This is a genomic window from Polynucleobacter sp. AP-Feld-500C-C5, from assembly GCF_018882265.1.
Taxonomy (GTDB): domain Bacteria; phylum Pseudomonadota; class Gammaproteobacteria; order Burkholderiales; family Burkholderiaceae; genus Polynucleobacter.
In genome coordinates this window covers 59,876-80,573 of the sequence record NZ_JACVOW010000001.1, presented here as the reverse complement: position 1 = coordinate 80,573, position 20,698 = coordinate 59,876, and the positions used below count along the sequence as shown (strand labels likewise).

At 47.7% G+C, this 20,698-nt stretch carries 10 protein-coding genes, 6 tRNA genes, 3 rRNA genes and 1 pseudogene; all 20 read right to left on the bottom strand.

The genetic code is table 11. The features are described 5' to 3' along the window. Window positions 1-21 precede the first annotated feature (21 nt). Complete coding sequence (gene rpsG / locus ICN21_RS00400) at window positions 22-492, bottom strand: 30S ribosomal protein S7 (protein ID WP_068320103.1); 471 nt, start codon at window positions 490-492, stop codon at window positions 22-24. Between the two features lie 162 nt (window positions 493-654). Further along, the gene (rpsL, locus tag ICN21_RS00395) at window positions 655-1,035 is read right to left on the bottom strand and encodes a 30S ribosomal protein S12 (protein WP_068947691.1); all 381 of its coding nucleotides are present in this window, start codon (window positions 1,033-1,035) and stop codon (window positions 655-657) included. Between the two features lie 176 nt (window positions 1,036-1,211). Continuing rightward, window positions 1,212-5,474 (bottom strand): DNA-directed RNA polymerase subunit beta', encoded by a 4,263-nt coding sequence (gene rpoC, locus ICN21_RS00390; protein WP_215296098.1) that lies wholly within the window; start codon window positions 5,472-5,474, stop codon window positions 1,212-1,214. A gap of 1 nt (window position 5,475) precedes the next feature. After that, a complete protein-coding gene (rpoB, locus tag ICN21_RS00385) occupies window positions 5,476-9,576 on the bottom strand; it encodes a DNA-directed RNA polymerase subunit beta (RefSeq protein ID WP_216175959.1) in 4,101 nt (1,366 codons plus the stop codon). 226 nt (window positions 9,577-9,802) lie between these two features. Continuing rightward, on the bottom strand, window positions 9,803-10,180 hold the full coding sequence (rplL, locus tag ICN21_RS00380; protein ID WP_112202584.1) for a 50S ribosomal protein L7/L12: 378 nt from the start codon (window positions 10,178-10,180) through the stop codon (window positions 9,803-9,805). Between the two features lie 165 nt (window positions 10,181-10,345). Then, window positions 10,346-10,864, bottom strand: a pseudogene (gene rplJ, locus ICN21_RS00375) (50S ribosomal protein L10); the annotation flags it as partial. A gap of 237 nt (window positions 10,865-11,101) precedes the next feature. Then, complete coding sequence (gene rplA / locus ICN21_RS00370; protein WP_215296095.1) at window positions 11,102-11,803, bottom strand: 50S ribosomal protein L1; 702 nt, start codon at window positions 11,801-11,803, stop codon at window positions 11,102-11,104. 2 nt (window positions 11,804-11,805) lie between these two features. Then, complete coding sequence (gene rplK / locus ICN21_RS00365; RefSeq protein ID WP_011901890.1) at window positions 11,806-12,237, bottom strand: 50S ribosomal protein L11; 432 nt, start codon at window positions 12,235-12,237, stop codon at window positions 11,806-11,808. A 163-nt stretch (window positions 12,238-12,400) separates the two neighbouring features. Beyond that, window positions 12,401-12,973, bottom strand: a complete 573-nt coding sequence (gene nusG, locus ICN21_RS00360; RefSeq protein WP_087908791.1) for a transcription termination/antitermination protein NusG — start codon at window positions 12,971-12,973, stop codon at window positions 12,401-12,403. A gap of 7 nt (window positions 12,974-12,980) precedes the next feature. Continuing rightward, on the bottom strand, window positions 12,981-13,358 hold the full coding sequence (secE, locus tag ICN21_RS00355; protein WP_215296094.1) for a preprotein translocase subunit SecE: 378 nt from the start codon (window positions 13,356-13,358) through the stop codon (window positions 12,981-12,983). 20 nt (window positions 13,359-13,378) lie between these two features. Continuing rightward, window positions 13,379-13,454, bottom strand: a tRNA-Trp gene (locus ICN21_RS00350). Window positions 13,455-13,480: 26 nt separating this feature from the next. After that, window positions 13,481-14,671 carry an elongation factor Tu gene (gene tuf, locus ICN21_RS00345; protein ID WP_215296093.1) on the bottom strand — a complete coding sequence of 397 codons (1,191 nt, stop codon included), beginning with the start codon at window positions 14,669-14,671 and terminating at the stop codon, window positions 13,481-13,483. Window positions 14,672-14,735: 64 nt separating this feature from the next. Beyond that, window positions 14,736-14,810 (bottom strand) — tRNA-Thr (locus ICN21_RS00340). A gap of 20 nt (window positions 14,811-14,830) precedes the next feature. Further along, window positions 14,831-14,904 (bottom strand) — tRNA-Gly (locus ICN21_RS00335). Window positions 14,905-14,909: 5 nt separating this feature from the next. After that, window positions 14,910-14,994 (bottom strand) — tRNA-Tyr (locus tag ICN21_RS00330). 104 nt (window positions 14,995-15,098) lie between these two features. Then, window positions 15,099-15,212: ribosomal RNA gene (gene rrf / locus ICN21_RS00325) — 5S ribosomal RNA — on the bottom strand. A 105-nt stretch (window positions 15,213-15,317) separates the two neighbouring features. Next, window positions 15,318-18,191: ribosomal RNA gene (locus ICN21_RS00320) — 23S ribosomal RNA — on the bottom strand. A gap of 268 nt (window positions 18,192-18,459) precedes the next feature. Then, a tRNA-Ala gene (locus ICN21_RS00315) sits at window positions 18,460-18,535 on the bottom strand. A gap of 30 nt (window positions 18,536-18,565) precedes the next feature. After that, window positions 18,566-18,642: transfer RNA gene (locus ICN21_RS00310), tRNA-Ile, on the bottom strand. A gap of 59 nt (window positions 18,643-18,701) precedes the next feature. Beyond that, a 16S ribosomal RNA gene (locus ICN21_RS00305) occupies window positions 18,702-20,234 on the bottom strand. Together the 16S, 23S and 5S rRNA genes with 5 tRNA genes alongside form the textbook arrangement of a ribosomal RNA operon. Between the last annotated feature and the right edge of the window lie 464 nt (window positions 20,235-20,698).

Here is a 20,698-nt window from a genome sequence, read left to right as displayed (position 1 = left end):
TGCCTTTTCTTAACTATTGGATTAGAAGCGGAAATGTGAGAAAGCTTTATTAGCTTCTGCCATACGGTGAACTTCTTCACGCTTCTTCATTGCGCCGCCACGACCTTCAGCAGCTTCTAATAATTCGTTGGCCAAACGTTGAGCCATGGATTTTTCACCGCGCTTTTTAGCGGCTTCGCGCAACCAGCGCATTGCCAAAGCGGAACGGCGTGATGGACGAACTTCAACAGGAACTTGATAGTTAGCACCACCAACACGACGGCTCTTAACCTCAACCATTGGCTTAACGTTACCCATGGCTGTTGAAAAAATTTCGAGTGGTTCTTTATTTGCTTTTTTCTCGATGTGATCAAAGGCACCGTAAACGATACGCTCTGCAACCGATTTCTTGCCGTCCAACATCAGGACGTTCATGAATTTAGCTACTTCTACATTACCGAATTTTGGATCCGGCAAAATTTCCCGTTTGGGAACTTCACGACGACGTGGCATAACTACTCCTTCAGTTCAGTTAGGGGTGGCCCACCTGGATCACCCGCTCCGGTTGTCCTACTATCTAAGAAAAATTCCTAGACGGAACAACCACTTACTTGTCTTTTGAGTCTGACAAACAACGACTTACTACAAAAACCGCTACTGCTTAATTCTTAAAAATTAAGCAGCTTTCTTAGCACGCTTAGCACCGTATTTAGAGCGGGCTTGTTTACGATCTTTAACACCTTGTAGGTCCAAAGAACCGCGAACGATGTGGTAACGCACACCTGGCAAGTCCTTTACACGACCGCCACGAATCAACACTACTGAGTGTTCCTGGAGGTTATGGCCTTCACCGCCAATGTATGAAATCACTTCAAAACCATTGGTTAAGCGAACTTTAGCTACTTTACGGAGCGCAGAGTTAGGCTTTTTAGGAGTAGTGGTGTACACACGTGTACAAACACCACGGCGCTGCGGGCTGTTTTGCAGCGCAGGGCTCTTGCTTTTAACGGTAAGCCTTGTTCTTGGCTTGCGTAATAATTGATTAATTGTTGGCATAAAATAGCTCGGTTAGTACTTCTTTGTTGCTTTCTTCAAGAAAATCAATGACTTAGAGAATTTCTAGGTCAAAAAGACCTTCTTCTGAATCAGTAGAACTCAGCATTCTAGCTTGGCCAGCCTTTTCCGTCAACCTAAAGGGAAAAAACTGGCCATTTCTGGCCAGAATTACCAAATTAGCTCGGATCAGCCTCCCCAGCAGGAGCAATGACTTCAGCCTCGATTTCAACAGGGGCGTTAGCCAATGCCTCCTCTTCGGCGGCAATCATTTGAGCGCGATCGCGCTCGAATTGCTCTCTGACCTTGCGTGCACGACGATAAGACAAGCCGGTACCAGCAGGGATCAGGCGACCAATAATGACGTTTTCCTTGAGGCCACGGAGTGTATCGGTCTTGCCCATAATGGCAGCTTCGGTCAATACACGGGTGGTTTCTTGGAAAGAAGCCGCTGAAATAAAGCTATCGGTCGACAAGGATGCCTTAGTAATACCAAGCAATACGTTGTCGAACTGAGCTGGGTGCTTGCCTTGTGCAATCACAGCATCGTTTGCGTCATATAACTTAGAACGCTCAACTTGCTCACCAGTAATGAAGGATGTATCGCCTGGATCAGTTACCTGAACACGACGCAACATCTGACGCACGATCACTTCAATGTGCTTGTCATTGATCTTCACGCCCTGGAGACGATAAACGTCTTGAACTTCGTCAACGATGTAGATTGCCAACTCTTCGATACCTTTGAGAGTCAAGATGTCATGCGGATCAGCAGGGCCTTCCACAATCATCTCGCCCTTGTTCACAACTTGACCGTCGTGAACGAGAACTTGTTTCTCTTTAGGAATCAAGAACTCATTGGCTTCGCCATCCATATCGGTAATCACCAAACGCTGTTTACCTTTGGTTTCTTTACCGAAGGAGACTGTTCCAGTCACTTTCGCCAATACTGCTGCATCTTTTGGTGAACGTGCTTCGAACAATTCTGCAACGCGTGGCAAACCACCGGTAATGTCGCGAGTCTTCTGTGATTCGATTGGAATACGCGCCAATACTTCACCAACTTCGACTTTTTGACCGTCCTTAACAGTAATCAAAGCGCCCACTTGGAGACCAATGTTTACTGGGTGATCAGTGCCGGCGATCATGACTTCGTTACCCTTCTCATCAACTAAGTTGATCATTGGGCGAACACCTTTGCTTGCAGCTGAACGACGCTTACCGTCAATCACCACCAAAGTGGAAAGACCAGTCACTTCGTCAACCTGCTTAGCAACAGTGACACCCTCTTCGACGTTGTCGAAGCGAGCGATACCAGCGTACTCAGAAATAATCGGGCGTGTTAAGGGATCCCAGGTTGCTAAGCTTGCGCCAGCCTTCACTGCTGCATCTTCTTTTAACAAGAGAGTTGCACCGTAAGGTACTTTATGACGTTCGCGCTCACGACCATTCTCATCAACGATCAAGGCTTCGCCAGAACGTGAAATCACGATCTGCTCACCCTTCGCGTTCTTCACAACACGCATCGTGCCTGAGAACTTCAAAGCACCATTTGATTTGGCTTCAATATTGCTTGCAACCAAGGCACGTGACGCTGCACCACCAATGTGGAAGGTACGCATAGTCAACTGTGTGCCTGGCTCACCGATAGACTGAGCAGCGATCACACCAACTGCTTCACCAACGTTCACCAAACCACCGCGACCGAGATCACGTCCGTAGCACTTGGCGCACAAGCCAAAGCGGGTTAAGCAAGACAATACTGTACGAACTTTAACTTCGTCGATGCCCAATGCCACGATCTGATCAACATGATCTTCATCGAGCAAGGTGTCGTTAGGAACGATGACTTCTTGTGTATCAGGATGAACAATGTCACCGATGCAGACACGACCCAAAATACGGTCACGCAATGCTTCGATAATTTCGCCACCTTCAACAAGGGCCTTCATAGTAACGCCAGAAGTTGCGCCGCAATCATCCTCGATCACTACGAGGTCTTGAGTAACGTCGCACAAACGACGGGTCAAGTAACCAGAGTTCGCTGTCTTCAACGCAGTATCAGCCAAACCTTTACGAGCACCGTGGGTTGAAATGAAGTACTGCAATACGTTCAAACCTTCGCGGAAGTTTGCAGTAATTGGGGTTTCAATAATGGAGCCATCAGGCTTCGCCATCAAACCACGCATACCAGCTAACTGACGAATTTGCGCTGCAGATCCACGCGCACCAGAATCCGCCATCATATAGATAGAGTTAAAGGATTCTTGACGCACAGTTTTGCCGTTACGGTCGACAACGTCAACGTGTGACAACTCATCCATCATCGCCTTGCCAACTTGGTCGCCTGCAGCGCCCCAAATATCAACCACGTTGTTATAACGCTCTTGATTGGTTACGAGACCTGACATGAACTGCTTGTCATATTCCTTAACCTTGGCAGAAGCTTCAGTGATGATGCGCTCTTTGGAGGTTGGGATCAGCATATCGTCGATCGCAACCGAGATACCAGCATTGGTGGCCAAGCGGAAACCAGACTGCAAGAGACGGTCAGCAAAAATCACAGTTTCACGCAAGCCGCACTTACGGAATGAAGTGTTGATCAAACGTGAGATTTCTTTTTTCTTCAAAGGCTTGTTGATTTCCTCGAAGGACATCCCTTTAGGCAAAATCTCAGACAAGATTGCACGGCCAACTGAAGTTTGATAGATCTTGGTTTTTTCAGCAAAACGGGCATCGCCCTCTGCCTTTTTATCCACAATCTCAAACTCAGTAATACGCACAGCAACACGAGATGCCAATTCAACCTGGCCGGCTTCGTATGCGCGCACTACTTCAGTAATGTTGGCGAAAACCATGCCTTCTCCCTTACCGTTGATCTTGTCACGGGTAGCGTAGTACAGACCCAACACCACGTCCTGTGAAGGAACGATGGATGGTTCGCCGTTTGCTGGGAATAATACGTTGTTCGAAGCCAACATCAATGTACGCGCTTCCATTTGCGCTTCGAGCGACAAAGGAACGTGAACCGCCATTTGGTCACCGTCAAAGTCCGCGTTAAATGCCGCGCAGACCAATGGGTGCAATTGGATCGCTTTACCTTCAATCAGCATTGGCTCGAAAGCCTGAATACCGAGACGGTGCAATGTAGGCGCACGGTTCAACATGATTGGATGTTCACGAATGACTTCTTCGAGAATGTCCCAAACGATTGGTGTCTGGCTCTCAACTTCTTTCTTCGCAGCCTTAATGGTGGTTGCAATTCCTAAAGTCTCAAGCTTGTTGAAAATGAATGGCTTGAACAATTCCAAGGCCATCAATTTTGGTAAACCGCACTGATGCAATTTCAATGTAGGGCCAACTACGATGACTGAACGACCAGAGTAGTCAACACGTTTACCCAACAAGTTTTGACGGAAACGACCGCTCTTACCTTTAATCATCTCAGCCAAGGACTTGAGAGGACGCTTGTTAGCGCCTGTCATAGCCTTACCGCGACGACCGTTGTCGAGCAATGAGTCAACCGCTTCTTGCAACATGCGTTTTTCGTTACGAACGATGATCTCTGGTGCGCGCAACTCTAACAAACGCTTCAAACGGTTGTTACGGTTGATTACACGACGATAGAGGTCGTTCAAATCAGAAGTAGCAAAGCGACCGCCATCCAATGGCACCAATGGGCGCAATTCAGGTGGCAACACTGGCAATACTTCCATGATCATCCAGTCAGGCTTGATACCTGAAGTCTGGAACGCCTCAAGCACTTTTAAGCGCTTAGCGTATTTCTTGATCTTGGCATCGCTACCTGTAGCTTTCAAATCAGCGCGAATGGTCTCTACTTCACGATCGATATCAATCGAACGCAAGAGATCGCGAATACCTTCAGCGCCCATGATGGCGGTAAATGCACCGTCACCATACTCTTCAGTTTTCGCAATGTATTCATCTTCAGACATGATCTGACCACGCTTCATTGCGCCTTCAGGAGTCATGCCAGGATCGACCACTACATATGCTTCAAAGTAGAGAACGCGCTCGATATCACGCAAGGTCATATCGAGAACCATACCCAAACGAGATGGTAGGGACTTCAAGAACCAAATGTGCGCTACAGGGGCTGCCAACTCAATGTGGCCCATGCGCTCACGACGTACCTTAGCGAGAGTAACTTCAACACCGCACTTCTCGCAGATGACGCCACGGAACTTTAAGCGCTTGTACTTACCGCATAAGCACTCGTAGTCTTTGGTTGGTCCAAAAATCTTGGCGCAGAACAAACCATCACGCTCGGGCTTAAAAGTCCGGTAGTTGATGGTTTCTGGTTTGCGTACTTCACCAAAAGACCATGAGCGAATTTTTTCAGGAGATGCGAGACCAATTTTGATGACATCAAACTGCTCTTCGCCCTGCGTTTGCTTAAATAAATCGAGCAATGCTTTCATATCAGTTGCGCTCCATGTCAATGTCAATACCCAACGAACGGATTTCTTTTACCAGTACGTTGAAGGATTCGGGCATGCCAGCATCAATTGTGTGCTCGCCCTTGACGATGTTTTCGTAAACCTTGGTACGGCCTGCGACGTCATCAGACTTCACTGTCAGCATTTCCTGCAAGACATATGAAGCACCGTATGCTTCGAGGGCCCAAACTTCCATCTCACCAAAGCGCTGACCACCAAACTGGGCTTTACCGCCCAATGGCTGTTGCGTTACTAATGAGTAAGGTCCAGTTGAACGTGCGTGCATCTTGTCGTCGACCAAATGGTGTAGTTTCAAGACATGCATGACACCAACAGTCACTGGACGCTCAAACTGATCGCCAGTACGGCCGTCGCACAAAATCATTTGCTGACGTGAAGGCGTCATCTTCAAAGATTTAGCAACCTCTTCTGGATAGGCCAACTCGAGCATACGTCCGATTTCTGTCTCAGTGGCACCGTCAAACACTGGTGTTGCAAATGGCAAGCCTTGGCGAAGATTCTCAGCCAAAACAGTGATCTGCTCATCAGTGAAATTGTCGATGTCTTCAATACGACCGGTTTCGTTATAAAGCTGCTTGAAGAACTTGCGTAATTCAGTTTGCTTAGCGTGCTCACGAACCATCTCGTCGATACGCTTACCAATACCTTGAGCTGCCCAACCTAAGTGGGTTTCCAAGATCTGACCAACGTTCATACGGGAAGGAACACCCAATGGGTTCAAGACGATGTCTACAGGACGTCCGTCAGCCATAAATGGCATGTCTTCTGCTGGAGCGATTTTAGAAACCACACCCTTGTTACCGTGACGACCGGCCATCTTGTCACCAGGCTGCAAGCGACGCTTAACAGCTAAGTACACCTTAACCATCTTGGTTACGCCAGGCTGTAAATCATCACCCTGGGTAAGCTTGGTGCGCTTCTCTTCAAAAGCTTCATCAAACTGTTTACGCTTCGCTTCGATAGAAGATTTGATTGCTTCGACTTGTGAGGCAACTTCATCATCCGCTGGGCGAACATCAAACCAATGGTATTTGTCCAAATCAGCAAGGTAATCCTTGTCGATCTTGGTGCCTTTAGCTAATTTCTTAGGGCCGCCATTAGCAACTTTTCCAACCAACAGCTTTTCTAAACGCATGAAGGCATCGCCTTCAACAATACGCAACTGGTCGTTTAAGTCCAAACGATAGCGTTGTAGTTCTTCTTGAATGATGGACTGAGCACGGGCATCGCGCTCAATACCTTCACGGGTGAAGACTTGAACGTCAATGACGGTACCAATCACTCCTGATGGAACGCGCAAAGAAGTATCTTTCACGTCAGATGCTTTTTCACCGAAGATCGCACGGAGGAGCTTCTCTTCAGGAGTGAGAGTTGTCTCGCCCTTTGGAGTTACCTTACCAACCAATACGTCGCCAGCTTCAACTTCAGCACCGATGTACACAATACCGCTCTCATCCAAACGGGAGAGTTGTGACTCAGCCAAGTTGGAAATATCGCGTGTAATTTCTTCTGAACCCAACTTAGTATCACGCGCAACCACTGACAACTCTTCAATATGAATAGAGGTGTAGCGGTCGTCAGCAACAACCTTCTCAGAGATCAAGATTGAATCTTCGAAGTTGTAACCGTTCCATGGCATAAATGCCACAGTCATGTTTTGACCCAAAGCCAATTCACCTAAATCGGTAGATGCACCGTCAGCAACGACGTCGCCACGGGCTACACGATCGCCAACTTTTACGATTGGACGTTGATTGATGTTGGTATTTTGGTTTGAACGGGTGTACTTGATGAGGTTATAAATATCCACACCTACTTCACCAGCTGCAGTTTCATCGTCGTTTACACGAATCACCACACGGTTTGCATCAACGTAATCCACGATACCGCCGCGGTTGGCCAGTACAACAGTGCCGGAGTCAACCGCAACAATACGCTCTAAACCGGTACCGACCAATGGCTTATCTGGACGCAAGCAAGGAACTGCTTGACGCTGCATGTTCGCACCCATCAACGCACGGTTTGCATCATCGTGCTCTAAGAATGGAACGAGTGAGGCTGCAGCAGAAACGATCTGGCTAGGAGCAACGTCGATGAAATCGATACGCTCTGGGCTAACCATCATGGTCTCACCAGCTTGACGGGCAGAAACCAATTCGTCAGCTAACTTGCCGTTTTTATCGATCGTGGCATTGGCCTGAGCAATAACATACTTGGCTTCTTCAATTGCAGAGAGGTAAACCACTTCATCGCTTACCTTGCTATTGGAAACCTTACGGTATGGAGTCTCGAGGAAGCCATGTTCATTCAAACGTGCAAATAGCGCGAGTGAGTTGATCAGACCAATGTTTGGTCCTTCTGGAGTTTCAATTGGGCAAACACGTCCGTAGTGGGTTGGATGCACGTCGCGCACTTCGAAACCTGCGCGCTCGCGTGTCAAACCACCAGGTCCCAATGCAGAAATACGACGCTTGTGCGTGATCTCTGAAAGTGGGTTGGTTTGATCCATAAACTGGGATAACTGTGAAGAACCGAAGAACTCACGAATCGCAGAAGAAATTGGCTTGCTATTAATCAAGTCATGCGGCATGAGATTTTCTGTTTCGGCTTGGCCGAGACGTTCTTTAACCGCACGCTCAACACGTGACAAACCAGCACGGAATTGGTTTTCTGCCAATTCACCAACGCAACGTACACGACGATTACCTAAGTGATCGATATCGTCTACTTCGCCTTTGCCGTTACGCAAATCTACGAGGGACTTAATCGTGTCGAGAATATCTTCATTCGACAGAACCATTGGACCTTCCATTTCTGGGCGGTTCAAACGGCTATTGACCTTCATACGGCCAACACGAGATAAGTCGTAAGTATCTTCGCTATAGAACAAGCGCTGGAACAAAGCTTCAACAGCATCTTCTGTTGGAGGCTCACCAGGACGCATCATGCGGTAGATGGCAATACGTGCTGCTGTTTGATCAGCAATTTCATCGGTACGCAGTGTCTGAGAAATATACGCACCAGAATCTAAATCATTGGTGTAAATGGTTTCCAATTGCTTGATGCCAGCATCGCGCAATGTAGCCAATAACTCTTCAGTGATTTCATCATTAGCGTACGACAAGATTTCACCAGAATCTGGATCAACGATATTACGTGCAACTACGCGACCAACTAAATAGTCATCTGGTACAGCAATCGTTTTTGTCTTAGCAGCTTCAAGTTCGCGAATATGCTTTGCATTGATGCGCTTGTCTTTTTGAATGACAACAACGCCATTCTTATCGAGCACATCAAAGTTAGCCAACTGGCCACGCAAACGCTCTGGAACAAATTCCATCGAAGCGCCATTGGCGGTCAATGCAAAATGATCAAAGTTGAAGAAGTTTGCAAGAATCTGTTCGTTGTTTAAACCAATTGCTTTGAGCAAAATAGTGACAGGCATCTTACGACGACGGTCAACGCGGAAATAGAGAATATCTTTTGGATCAAACTCGAAATCGAGCCATGAACCACGGTAAGGAATGATGCGTGCTGAAAACAGCAACTTACCGGAACTATGGGTTTTGCCCTTATCGTGCTCAAAGAACACGCCTGGGGAACGGTGCAACTGAGAAACGATCACACGCTCAGTACCGTTGATTACAAAAGAGCCGTTTTCTGTCATGAGTGGAATTTCACCCATGTAGACTTCGCTCTCTTTTACCTCTTTCACCTTAGTAGGCGCTTCGCGATCATAAATAATCAAGCGAACTTTTGCGCGTAAGGCAGAGTGGTATGTGTAACCACGCTGTTGACATTCTTTAACGTCAAATGGAGGCTGTGATAACTGGTAAGACACGTATTCCATACGTGCGTAGCCGTTGTTAGACACAATTGGGAATGCTGAAGTAAAGGCAGCTTGAAGTCCCTCTGTAAGACGAGACATGGCTGGCTTTTCAGCCTGTAAAAATTTAGCGTAGGATTCCAGCTGCGTTGCGATCAGGTACGGAACCTGGTGGTTATTTACTCGCTTAGCAAAGCTTTTACGGACTCGCTTGCGTTCGGTGAAGCTATAGTTCATTTCATCTCCGAATTCAGCGACTGTACAAAGATTTGGCGATTGGCCACTACCAATCACTGGCGGACAACACTAAACCGTTCGATTTAGTGTCCGACCAAACTTGCATTCTGCAGTCGTATCAGAAGGCAAACCCGATTTCAATCAAAAATGAAATCGGGTTTGACCACTAATGGTCAAACCCAACATAGCTAACGCTCCTTTTTGAGAAGCGCTAGCGAAGTTTGTATTACTTGAGTTCTGCTTTAGCGCCAGCTTCTTCAAGCTTCTTCTTAGCTTCTTCAGCAGTTTTCTTGTCAACGCCTTCTTTGATTGGCTTCGGTGCACCGTCAACCAAGTCCTTAGCTTCTTTTAAGCCAAGGCCAGTAATTTCGCGAACTGCCTTAATTACTGAAACTTTGTTTGCGCCAGCTTCGAGCAAGTTCACAGTGAATTCTGTTTGCTCTTCAGCAGCAGCACCGCCACCGCCTGCACCAGCAGGACCAGCAACAGCCATCGCTGCGGCTGAAACACCAAACTTCTCTTCGAACGCTTTAACCAAATCGTTCAAATCCATAACGGACATGCTACCTACTGCATCAATGATTTCTTCTTTAGTAATCGCCATTTTTAGCTCCTAATACTTAAATAGTTAATCTGTCGCTTATTCAGCGGCAGGGGTTTCTTTTGCTTCTGTTCCAGCTTCTGGGGCTGCGGCTGCAGGCTCAGCGGCTGCTTCAGGGGCTGCGGCTTCAGCAACGACTGCTGCTGGGGCTGCTGCTTCTGCTACAGGTGCTGGAGCTTCGGCTACAGGAGCAGGTGCTCCAGCTGCCTTTTGTGCTGCTACTGCGCCCAATACGCGAGCCATCGCAGAAACAGGTGCCAACATCACACCTAACAACTGAGATAACAACTCGTCGCGGCTTGGAATTGTTGCGAGAGCTTTTACACCCGCAACATCTAACAACTTGCCGTTGTATAAGCCAGCTTTAATGACTAGCAAATCTTGAGTCTTAGCAAAGCCCTGCAATACTTTTGCCGAAGCAATCGGATCAGCAGAGATGCCGTAAATCAAGGGGCCAACCATCGAATCAGCAAGAGGCTCAAACTGTGTGCCTTGTGCAGCACGGCGTGCCAATGTGTTCTTCAAAACGCGAAGATAGACACCTTGGTCACGTGCGCTAGCACGTAGCTTTGTCAACTGCTCTACTGGAATACCACGGTATTCAGCGAGCACGACAGTTTGGGCTCCAGCCAATTGAGCGCCGACATCAGCAACAATCGCTTTTTTGTCTTGTACATTCAAAGGCACGGTTTAACTCCATAAAAACCAACTGTTTCCAGTTGGGGTTACACACCAGCGTCTGATCATTTGTTCACAAAGACTCTTGTGAAAATCTTTTCAGGGTCGCCATCTGCGCTGGCTATTACTTTCGTAACGATTAAGAATTAACTCTGTATTAGCAACTAATTCACCAACGGTCTTTGATGTTCGACTCTCACTCAAAGAGCAGGAGCCGACCCAAAGTTCTTTTTTGTTACAAGCTACTTATTGAGCCGCTTGTAACGATGCTTGGTCAACACGTACGCCTGCACCCATGGTGCTGCTTACTGCAACCTTCTTTAAATAAATTCCCTTAGATGCAGGCGGCTTTGCTTTATTCAAAGCCTCAAGCAATGCAAGCAAATTAGACTTCAGTGCAGTTGGCTCGAATGAACGACGACCAATGCTTGCGTGCACGATACCGGCTTTGTCCACACGGAATTGCACTTGACCCGCTTTTGCATTCTTCACTGCAGTAGCTACGTCAGGAGTCACAGTTCCCACTTTTGGATTTGGCATCAAACCACGTGGGCCTAATACTTGACCCAAGGTACCAACAATTTTCATTGTGTCTGGTGATGCGATCAAAACGTCAAAATCAATTTTGCCGCCTTTAATTTGTTCAGCAAGTTCTTCCATGCCGACGATTTCTGCACCAGCAGCTTTAGCTTGTTCAGCCTTCTCGCCTTGTGCAAAAACAGCAACACGAACGTGCTTACCTGTACCAGCTGGGAGCACTACTGCGCCACGCACAACTTGGTCAGATTTCTTAGCATCAATACCCAACTGAACAGCAACGTCGATAGACTCATCGAACTTAGCAGTTGCACACTCTTTAACGAGGCTCAATGCATCCTCCAATGAATAGAACTTGTTGCGATCAACCTTAGATTGAATTGCTTTTACGCGTTTAGATAATTTAGTCATGATTAGAGACCTTCCACAGTGATGCCCATGGAACGGGCGCTACCAGCAATTGTTCTAACAGCTGCGTCCATATCGGCTGCTGTCAAATCTGGCATTTTTGCTTTAGCGATTTCTTCCGCTTGAGCACGGGTAATTTTTCCTACCTTGTCGGTATGCGGACGTGGCGATCCTTTTTCGATCTTCGCAGCCTTCTTGATCATGATGGTTGCTGGAGGAGTCTTCATGATGAATGTGAAGCTCTTATCAGCGAACGCTGTAATCACGACTGGAATTGGCAGGCCAGGTTCCATGCTCTGAGTTTGAGCATTAAACGCCTTACAGAATTCCATAATATTCAGGCCGCGTTGACCCAATGCTGGACCTACGGGTGGTGATGGATTTGCTTTACCTGCAGGGATCTGCAGTTTGATAAAGCCAATAATCTTCTTTGCCATGTGTGCTCCTTAAAGCGCGCCTAACCTCATTAGGAAAGACCGCCGTTGAGTAAACGCTTTGCTAGTTTTTGGCTTTCTAGCTCCGCTCCTCGGTTAATTACTAAAACCAAATAACCACTTAAAACAACTACTTCACTTACAAAACCGGACTAAGTCCTTGTTTTTACATCTTTTCTACTTGGCCAAACTCCAACTCAACTGGGGTACCGCGACCAAAGATTGTAACAGAAACGCGTAATCTTGACTTCTCATAGTTCACTTCCTCAACGTTTCCGTTGAAGTCTGTAAATGGGCCTTCTTTCACGCGAACCATCTCACCCACCTCAAACAGGGTCTTGGGCTTCGGTTTATCCACGCCAGCCTGCATCTGATCCATGATTTTGGTGACTTCAGCAGTAGAAATCGGGCTTGGACGGTTACGAACACCTCCCACGAAACCGGTCACTTTTGGCGTATTTTTCACCAAATGCCAGCTTTCATCGGTCATTTCCATCTCAATCAGGACATAACCAGGGAAGAAACGGCGCTCAGTGACTGATTTTGTGCCAGATTTGATCTCTACCACCTCTTCGGATGGGACCAAAATACGGCCAAATTTCTCAGGCATGCCAGAACGTGCAATACGCTCCTCAAGGCCTTTTTTAACGCTCTTTTCCATTCCAGAGTAAGCGTGGATTACGTACCAGCGCATATTGCCGGTAGCTTGTGGATTTGCAGCTACTTCAGAATCAATCATGTTTTACTCACTTCCAGCCTAAAAGGACTGAAAAAACTAGCCATTCAATCAATTTGTCTGCAATCCATAAAAACAAGGACATGATCAGAACAAAGCCAAATACGACTAGAGTCATTTGGGTAGTCTCTTTACGAGTCGGCCAAACAACCTTTTTTACTTCGTACCAAGAATCTTTTGCATAGGCGATAAAACGACGCCCATCGGGTGAAATCGCCACAATCAAAACCGCAGCTGCAATGCCACCGAACAATACACCCAAGCGCACCAATAAAGATTGATCGATGAGCGTGTAGTAAAGCACTAACGCAGCAACGACGATTAAAGCAGCGAGTCCAGAGACCCAGCTGCTCTTTTCTTCAGAATGACTTGCAGTTTGTTGAGACATATTACTTTCAGTTCAAATCGTGGCAGGGGCGGAGGGCATCGAACCCCCAACCTTTGGTTTTGGAGACCAACGCTCTGCCAATTGAGCTACACCCCTTTATAAAAACTCATTACCAAAACTACTTAAGCCAAAATCTTTGCAACCACACCGGCGCCAACAGTACGGCCACCTTCACGGATCGCAAAACGTAAACCTTCTTCCATCGCGATAGGGGCGATGAGTTTGACGGTAATCGTGACGTTATCACCAGGCATGACCATTTCTTTGTCTTTTGGCAACTCAATAGAGCCAGTTACGTCCGTAGTACGGAAGTAAAACTGAGGACGATAGTTGTTAAAGAATGGTGTATGACGGCCACCTTCATCTTTACCCAAGATGTAAACCTCGGCTGTAAAGTGAGTATGGGGGGTGATTGAACCTGGCTTAGCCAATACTTGGCCACGCTCAACTTCTTCACGTTTTGTACCGCGCAACAAGATACCCACGTTATCGCCTGCTTGACCTTGGTCGAGCAATTTGCGGAACATTTCAACACCAGTACAAGTAGTCTTCAATGTTGGTTTGATACCAACGATTTCAATCTCTTCGCCAACCTTAACGATACCGCGCTCAATACGACCAGTCACTACAGTACCGCGACCGGAGATAGAGAACACGTCTTCTACTGGCATCAAGAACGCACCATCAATGGCACGCTCTGGAGTTGGGATGTAAGTATCAAGGGCTTCAGCCAATTTCATGATGGCTTCTTTACCCAATGGGCCTTCGTCGCCTTCTAAGGCTAACTTAGCAGAACCTTGGATGATCGGTGTGTCATCGCCTGGGAAGTCATATTTAGACAGAAGTTCACGCACTTCCATTTCAACTAACTCGAGCAATTCAGCATCATCAACCATGTCGCACTTGTTTAAGAACACCACGATGTACGGAACACCGACTTGGCGTGCCAAGAGGATGTGCTCACGCGTTTGTGGCATTGGGCCATCAGCTGCAGAGCAAACCAAAATCGCGCCGTCCATCTGAGCAGCGCCTGTAATCATGTTCTTAACGTAGTCAGCATGTCCTGGGCAGTCAACGTGAGCGTAGTGACGGTTTGCAGTCTCATACTCAACGTGCGCAGTATTAATCGTAATACCACGGGCTTTTTCTTCAGGAGCAGCATCGATCTGATCGTAAGCTTTTGCTTCGCCACCGAATGCTTTTGAGAGCACAGTTGCAATTGCTGCTGTCAAGGTCGTTTTACCGTGGTCAACGTGACCGATAGTGCCTACGTTTACGTGCGGTTTTGTCCGCTCGAATTTTTCTTTTGCCATTTTTGTTCTGCCTTTAGTTAACTCTTAAACCAAACACGAAATACACAATTAATAAAATCAAACATGGTGCCCATGGGCAGGATCGAACTGCCGACCTCTCCCTTACCAAGGGAGTGCTCTACCACTGAGCCACATGGGCGAAATCTAATACAACAAATCTGGAGCGGGATAAGAGAATCGAACTCTTGACCGAAGATTGGAAATCTGCTGTTTTACCATTAAACTAATCCCGCACATCTGGTGGAGGGGGTAGGATTCGAACCTACGTAGGCATAGCCAACAGATTTACAGTCTGCCTCCTTTAGCCGCTCGGACACCCCTCCGCGAACCCAACATTCTGACTCCAAACGGAGTATCTGTCAATCTCTCAAACGCTTTGCACAAGTAAAAACGCCCAGACCTAAAGGGGTCTGGGCGTCGCATTGGTGCCCGGCAGTTACCTACTTTCACACGGGTAATCCGCACTATCATCGGCGTAGAATCGTTTCACTGTCCTGTTCGGGATGGGAAGGAGTGGTTCCAATTCGCTATGGTCACCGGGCGTAGAGGGTTGAGTTGCTGATTAATCAACAACTCTATTTGAGTAAGCATGTAATAAGGATGCAGATTAAATCTGGCAAACATCCAACACAATAGTGCTGGTTATAGGATCAAGCCTAACGGGCAATTAGTATCGGTTAGCTTAATGCATTACTGCACTTCCACACCCGACCTATCAACGTTGTGGTCTTCAACGACCCTTTATGTAGGTTAAACCTACGGGAGATCTCATCTTCAGGCAAGTTTCCCGCTTAGATGCTTTCAGCGGTTATCTCTTCCATTCATAGCTACCCTGCGATGCTTCTGGCGAAACAACAGGTACACCAGCGGAATGTCCACTCCGGTCCTCTCGTACTAGGAGCAGCCCCCGTCAAATCTCCAACGCCCATGGCAGATAGGGACCAAACTGTCTCACGACGTTTTAAACCCAGCTCACGTACCTCTTTAAATGGCGAACAGCCATACCCTTGGGACCGGCTACAGCCCCAGGATGAGATGAGCCGACATCGAGGTGCCAAACACCGCCGTCGATATGAACTCTTGGGCGGTATCAGCCTGTTATCCCCAGAGTACCTTTTATCCGTTGAGCGATGGCCCTTCCATACAGAACCACCGGATCACTATGACCTGCTTTCGCACCTGCTCGACTTGTCGGTCTCGCAGTTAAGCACGCTTTTGCCATTGCACTTTAGGTACGATGTCCGACCGTACCAAGCGTACCTTCGTACTCCTCCGTTACACTTTGGGAGGAGACCGCCCCAGTCAAACTGCCTACCATGCACTGTTCCCGACCCGGATAACGGGCCAAGGTTAGAACCTCAAATAAATCAGGGTGGTATTTCAAGGTTGGCTCCAGCGAAACTAGCATTCCGCTTTCAACGCCTCCCACCTATCCTACACAGACCGATTCAAAGTCCAATGCAAAGCTACAGTAAAGGTTCATGGGGTCTTTCCGTCTAGCCACGGGTAGATTGCATCATCACAAACATTTCAACTTCGCTGAGTCTCAGGAGGAGACAGTGTGGCCATCGTTACGCCATTCGTGCAGGTCGGAACTTACCCGACAAGGAATTTCGCTACCTTAGGACCGTTATAGTTACGGCCGCCGTTTACTGGGACTTCAATCAAGAGCTTGCACCCCATCATTTAATCTTCCAGCACCGGGCAGGCGTCACACCCTATACGTCCACTTTCGTGTTTGCAGAGTGCTGTGTTTTTATTAAACAGTCGCAGCCACCTTTTTATTGCAACCCTTTCGTCCTTCCGTTGTTCACGGTCAAACTACAAGGGCGCACCTTATCCCGAAGTTACGGTGCAAATTTGCCGAGTTCCTTCTCCTGAGTTCTCTCAAGCGCCTTAGAATACTCATCTCGCCCACCTGTGTCGGTTTGCGGTACGGTCTTGTTAGACTGAAGCTTAGAGGCTTTTCTTGGAACCACTTCCAATTGCTTCGCGAATAAATTCGCTCGTCTCACGCCCTTGAATTACGCTACCGGATTTACCTAATAGCCATCTCCAACGCAAGAACCGGGACATCCAACACCCGGACAACTTTCCGCGATCCGTCCCCCCATCGCATCTAACAATGGTCAAGGAATATTAACCTTGTTCCCATCAGCTACGCATCTCTGCCTCGCCTTAGGGGCCGACTCACCCTGTTCCGATGAACGTTGAACAGGAAACCTTGGGCTTACGGCGAGGGGGCTTTTCACCCCCTTTATCGCTACTCATGTCAGCATTCGCACTTCTGATACCTCCAGCATCCTTTACAAGACACCTTCACAGGCTTACAGAACGCTCTCCTACCATCACATTGCTGTGATCCGCAGCTTCGGTTATATGCTTAGCCCCGTTACATCTTCCGCGCAGGACGACTCGATCAGTGAGCTATTACGCTTTCTTTAAAGGATGGCTGCTTCTAAGCCAACCTCCTGACTGTTTTAGCCTTCCCACTTCGTTTCCCACTTAGCATATATTAGGGACCTTAGCTGGCGGTCTGGGTTGTTTCCCTCTTGACACCGGACGTTAGCACCCGATGTCTGTCTCCCGTGCTTGCACTTGTAGGTATTCGGAGTTTGCTATGGCGCAGTAATCCGCAATGGACCCCACTACCATGACAGTGCTCTACCCCCTACAGTGATACACGAGGCACTACCTAAATAGTTTTCGGAGAGAACCAGCTATTTCCAGTTTTGTTTAGCCTTTCACCCCTATCCACAGCTCATCCCCTAACTTTTCAACGTTAGTGGGTTCGGTCCTCCAGTACGTGTTACCGCACCTTCAACCTGGCCATGGATAGATCAACTGGTTTCGGGTCTACACCCAGCAACTAGCGCCCTATTCGGACTCGCTTTCGCTACGCCTTCCCTATTCGGTTAAGCTTGCTACTGAATGTAAGTCGCTGACCCATTATACAAAAGGTACGCAGTCACCCCTTACGAGGCTCCTACTGTTTGTATGCACACAATTTCAGGATCTATTTCACTCCCCTCCCGGGGTTCTTTTCGCCTTTCCCTCACGGTACTTGTTCACTATCGGTCGATTACGAGTATTTAGCCTTGGAGGATGGTCCCCCCATATTCAGACAGGATTTCTCGTGTCCCGCCCTACTTGTCTCTAGCCTAGTACCACTCAATAATTTTCACATACGGGACTATCACCCTTTATTGTTGGACTTTCCATTCCATTCTGTTAATTACTGAGCTATCACTAGAAGGCTCTTCCCATTTCGCTCGCCACTACTTTGGGAATCTCGGTTGATGTCTTTTCCTCTTGCTACTTAGATGTTTCAGTTCACAAGGTTCGCTTCTCATACCCTATGTATTCAGGTATGGATACCACAAAAGTGGTGGGTTTCCCCATTCAGAAATCCCCGGATCAAAGCTTATTTACCAGCTCCCCGGGGCTTATCGCAGGTTATAACGTCTTTCGTCGCCTGTAATCGCCAAGGCATCCATCATGTGCACTTATTCACTTGATCCTATAACGAGCACCATTGCTAGCACCTGTTACAGGTTTTACTTCTACTTCTGACATGTTTGCCGTAATCCAAACTGTAAGTACTTGTTAAGAACTTTGTAAAACTCGTTTGATATTACTGATTGATGATTCAATCTTTACCCTTATTACATTGTCAAATGTCCTCTCAAAGAAACATTTGACACTTTGCTTACTCAAATTTTTAAAGAACAGCCATAAATGGCAAAACTAAACGATTCAGTATTCGCTTAGTTTTGACATTTAGATGTTGGTGGAGGATGACGGGATCGAACCGACGACCCCCTGCTTGCAAAGCAGGTGCTCTCCCAGCTGAGCTAATCCCCCAACGTCCACTAAGTCCATATCAACGCTGATTGGTGGGTCTGGTAGGACTTGAACCTACGACCCCTGCGTTATCAACACAGTGCTCTAACCAGCTGAGCTACAGACCCGTGGCTTTTATTGTCAACCGATAAGTGTGGGCACTATAGCTCCAGCATCTTTTCTCTAGAAAGGAGGTGATCCAGCCGCACCTTCCGATACGGCTACCTTGTTACGACTTTACCCCAGTCATGAACCCTGCCGTGGCAGTCGCCCCCCTTGCGGTTAGGCTAACGGCTTCTGGCAAAACCCACTCCCATGGTATGACGGGCGGTGTGTACAAGACCCGGGAACGTATTCACCGCGACATTCTGATCCGCGATTACTAGCGATTCCAGCTTCACGTAGTCGAGTTGCAGACTACGATCCGGACTACGATGCATTTTCTGAGATTAGCTCCCCCTCGCGGGTTGGCAACCCTCTGTATGCACCATTGTATGACGTGTGAAGCCCTACCCATAAGGGCCATGAGGACTTGACGTCATCCCCACCTTCCTCCGGTTTGTCACCGGCAGTCTCTTTAGAGTGCTCTTGCGTAGCAACTAAAGACAAGGGTTGCGCTCGTTGCGGGACTTAACCCAACATCTCACGACACGAGCTGACGACAGCCATGCAGCACCTGTGTTCACTTTCTCTTACGAGCACCTAATGTATCTCTACTTCGTTAGTGACATGTCAAGGGTAGGTAAGGTTTTTCGCGTTGCATCGAATTAATCCACATCATCCACCGCTTGTGCGGGTCCCCGTCAATTCCTTTGAGTTTTAATCTTGCGACCGTACTCCCCAGGCGGCTGACTTCACGCGTTAGCTACGTTACTCAGGATGTAAATCCCGAACAACTAGTCAGCATCGTTTAGGGCGTGGACTACCAGGGTATCTAATCCTGTTTGCTCCCCACGCTTTCGTGCATGAGCGTCAGTGTTATCCCAGGGGGCTGCCTTCGCCATTGGTATTCCTCCACATATCTACGCATTTCACTGCTACACGTGGAATTCTACCCCCCTCTGACACACTCTAGCTATACAGTCACAGGCGCCATTCCCAGGTTAAGCCCGGGGATTTCACGCCTGTCTTGTATAACCGCCTGCGCACGCTTTACGCCCAGTAATTCCGATTAACGCTCGCACCCTACGTATTACCGCGGCTGCTGGCACGTAGTTAGCCGGTGCTTATTCTTCAGGTACCGTCATTCCCGGACTGTGTTAGAGCCGGTGTTTCTTCCCTGACAAAAGAGCTTTACAACCCGAAGGCCTTCTTCACTCACGCGGCATTGCTGGATCAGGGTTGCCCCCATTGTCCAAAATTCCCCACTGCTGCCTCCCGTAGGAGTCTGGGCCGTGTCTCAGTCCCAGTGTGGCTGATCGTCCTCTCAGACCAGCTACTGATCGTCGCCTTGGTGGGCTTTTACCCCACCAACAAGCTAATCAGGCATCGGCCGCTCTAATCGCGCGAGGTCTTTCGATCCCCCGCTTTCCCCCTCAGGGCGTATGCGGTATTAGCACAGCTTTCGCTGCGTTATCCCCCACGATAAGGTACGTTCCGATGTATTACTCACCCGTTCGCCACTCGCCACCAGGTGCAAGCACCCGTGCTGCCGTTCGACTTGCATGTGTAAGGCATGCCGCCAGCGTTCAATCTGAGCCAGGATCAAACTCTTCAGTTCAATTCCTGTGATCCTTGCGGATCGTCGCACTCATTCAAGAAATTGACTTGGTAATAAAACCAAATCTTTTTACTGTCTATGAGTACTATTTGTTTACATCTGTCCCGAAGGACTGGATGCTTTCGCCTAGTACCCACAATTATCGGTTGACTAATTTTTAAAGAGGGCTGAATCGTTTTTCAAAAACATTCAGCGAAGAAGCGAGACTATGACATACCCGAATAGGGTTGTCAACACCTTTCCCACTCTTTTACCTATAAAAGACGGAGATTTTTCTGACTTTTCAAATAAAACCAATGAAATCAATGGGATAAATTTTGAAAAATTTTTCAACTTTTTTTAGATATTTGCTCTTTTTAGAGCTTTTGCGTAAAAAGGAAGGGCGCTAAACCTAGATTTTTGATGCTTATTTGCAGATAGTCCACACCCTAGGGAAAACCCTTAATTTTTCCTGCTTTTCTGCT

Bases quoted from the DNA above. Each gene is read 5' to 3' on its own strand.
- rpsG (WP_068320103.1), bottom strand. From the start codon at position 492: ATGCCACGTCGTCGTGAAGTTCCCAAACGGGAAATTTTGCCGGATCCA.
- rpsL (WP_068947691.1), bottom strand. From the start codon at position 1,035: ATGCCAACAATTAATCAATTATTACGCAAGCCAAGAACAAGGCTTACC.
- rpoC (WP_215296098.1), bottom strand. From the start codon at position 5,474: ATGAAAGCATTGCTCGATTTATTTAAGCAAACGCAGGGCGAAGAGCAG.
- rpoB (WP_216175959.1), bottom strand. From the start codon at position 9,576: ATGAACTATAGCTTCACCGAACGCAAGCGAGTCCGTAAAAGCTTTGCT.
- rplL (WP_112202584.1), bottom strand. From the start codon at position 10,180: ATGGCGATTACTAAAGAAGAAATCATTGATGCAGTAGGTAGCATGTCC.
- rplA (WP_215296095.1), bottom strand. From the start codon at position 11,803: ATGACTAAATTATCTAAACGCGTAAAAGCAATTCAATCTAAGGTTGAT.
- rplK (WP_011901890.1), bottom strand. From the start codon at position 12,237: ATGGCAAAGAAGATTATTGGCTTTATCAAACTGCAGATCCCTGCAGGT.
- nusG (WP_087908791.1), bottom strand. From the start codon at position 12,973: ATGATTGATTCTGAAGTAGCTGCAAATCCACAAGCTACCGGCAATATG.
- secE (WP_215296094.1), bottom strand. From the start codon at position 13,358: ATGTCTCAACAAACTGCAAGTCATTCTGAAGAAAAGAGCAGCTGGGTC.
- tuf (WP_215296093.1), bottom strand. From the start codon at position 14,671: ATGGCAAAAGAAAAATTCGAGCGGACAAAACCGCACGTAAACGTAGGC.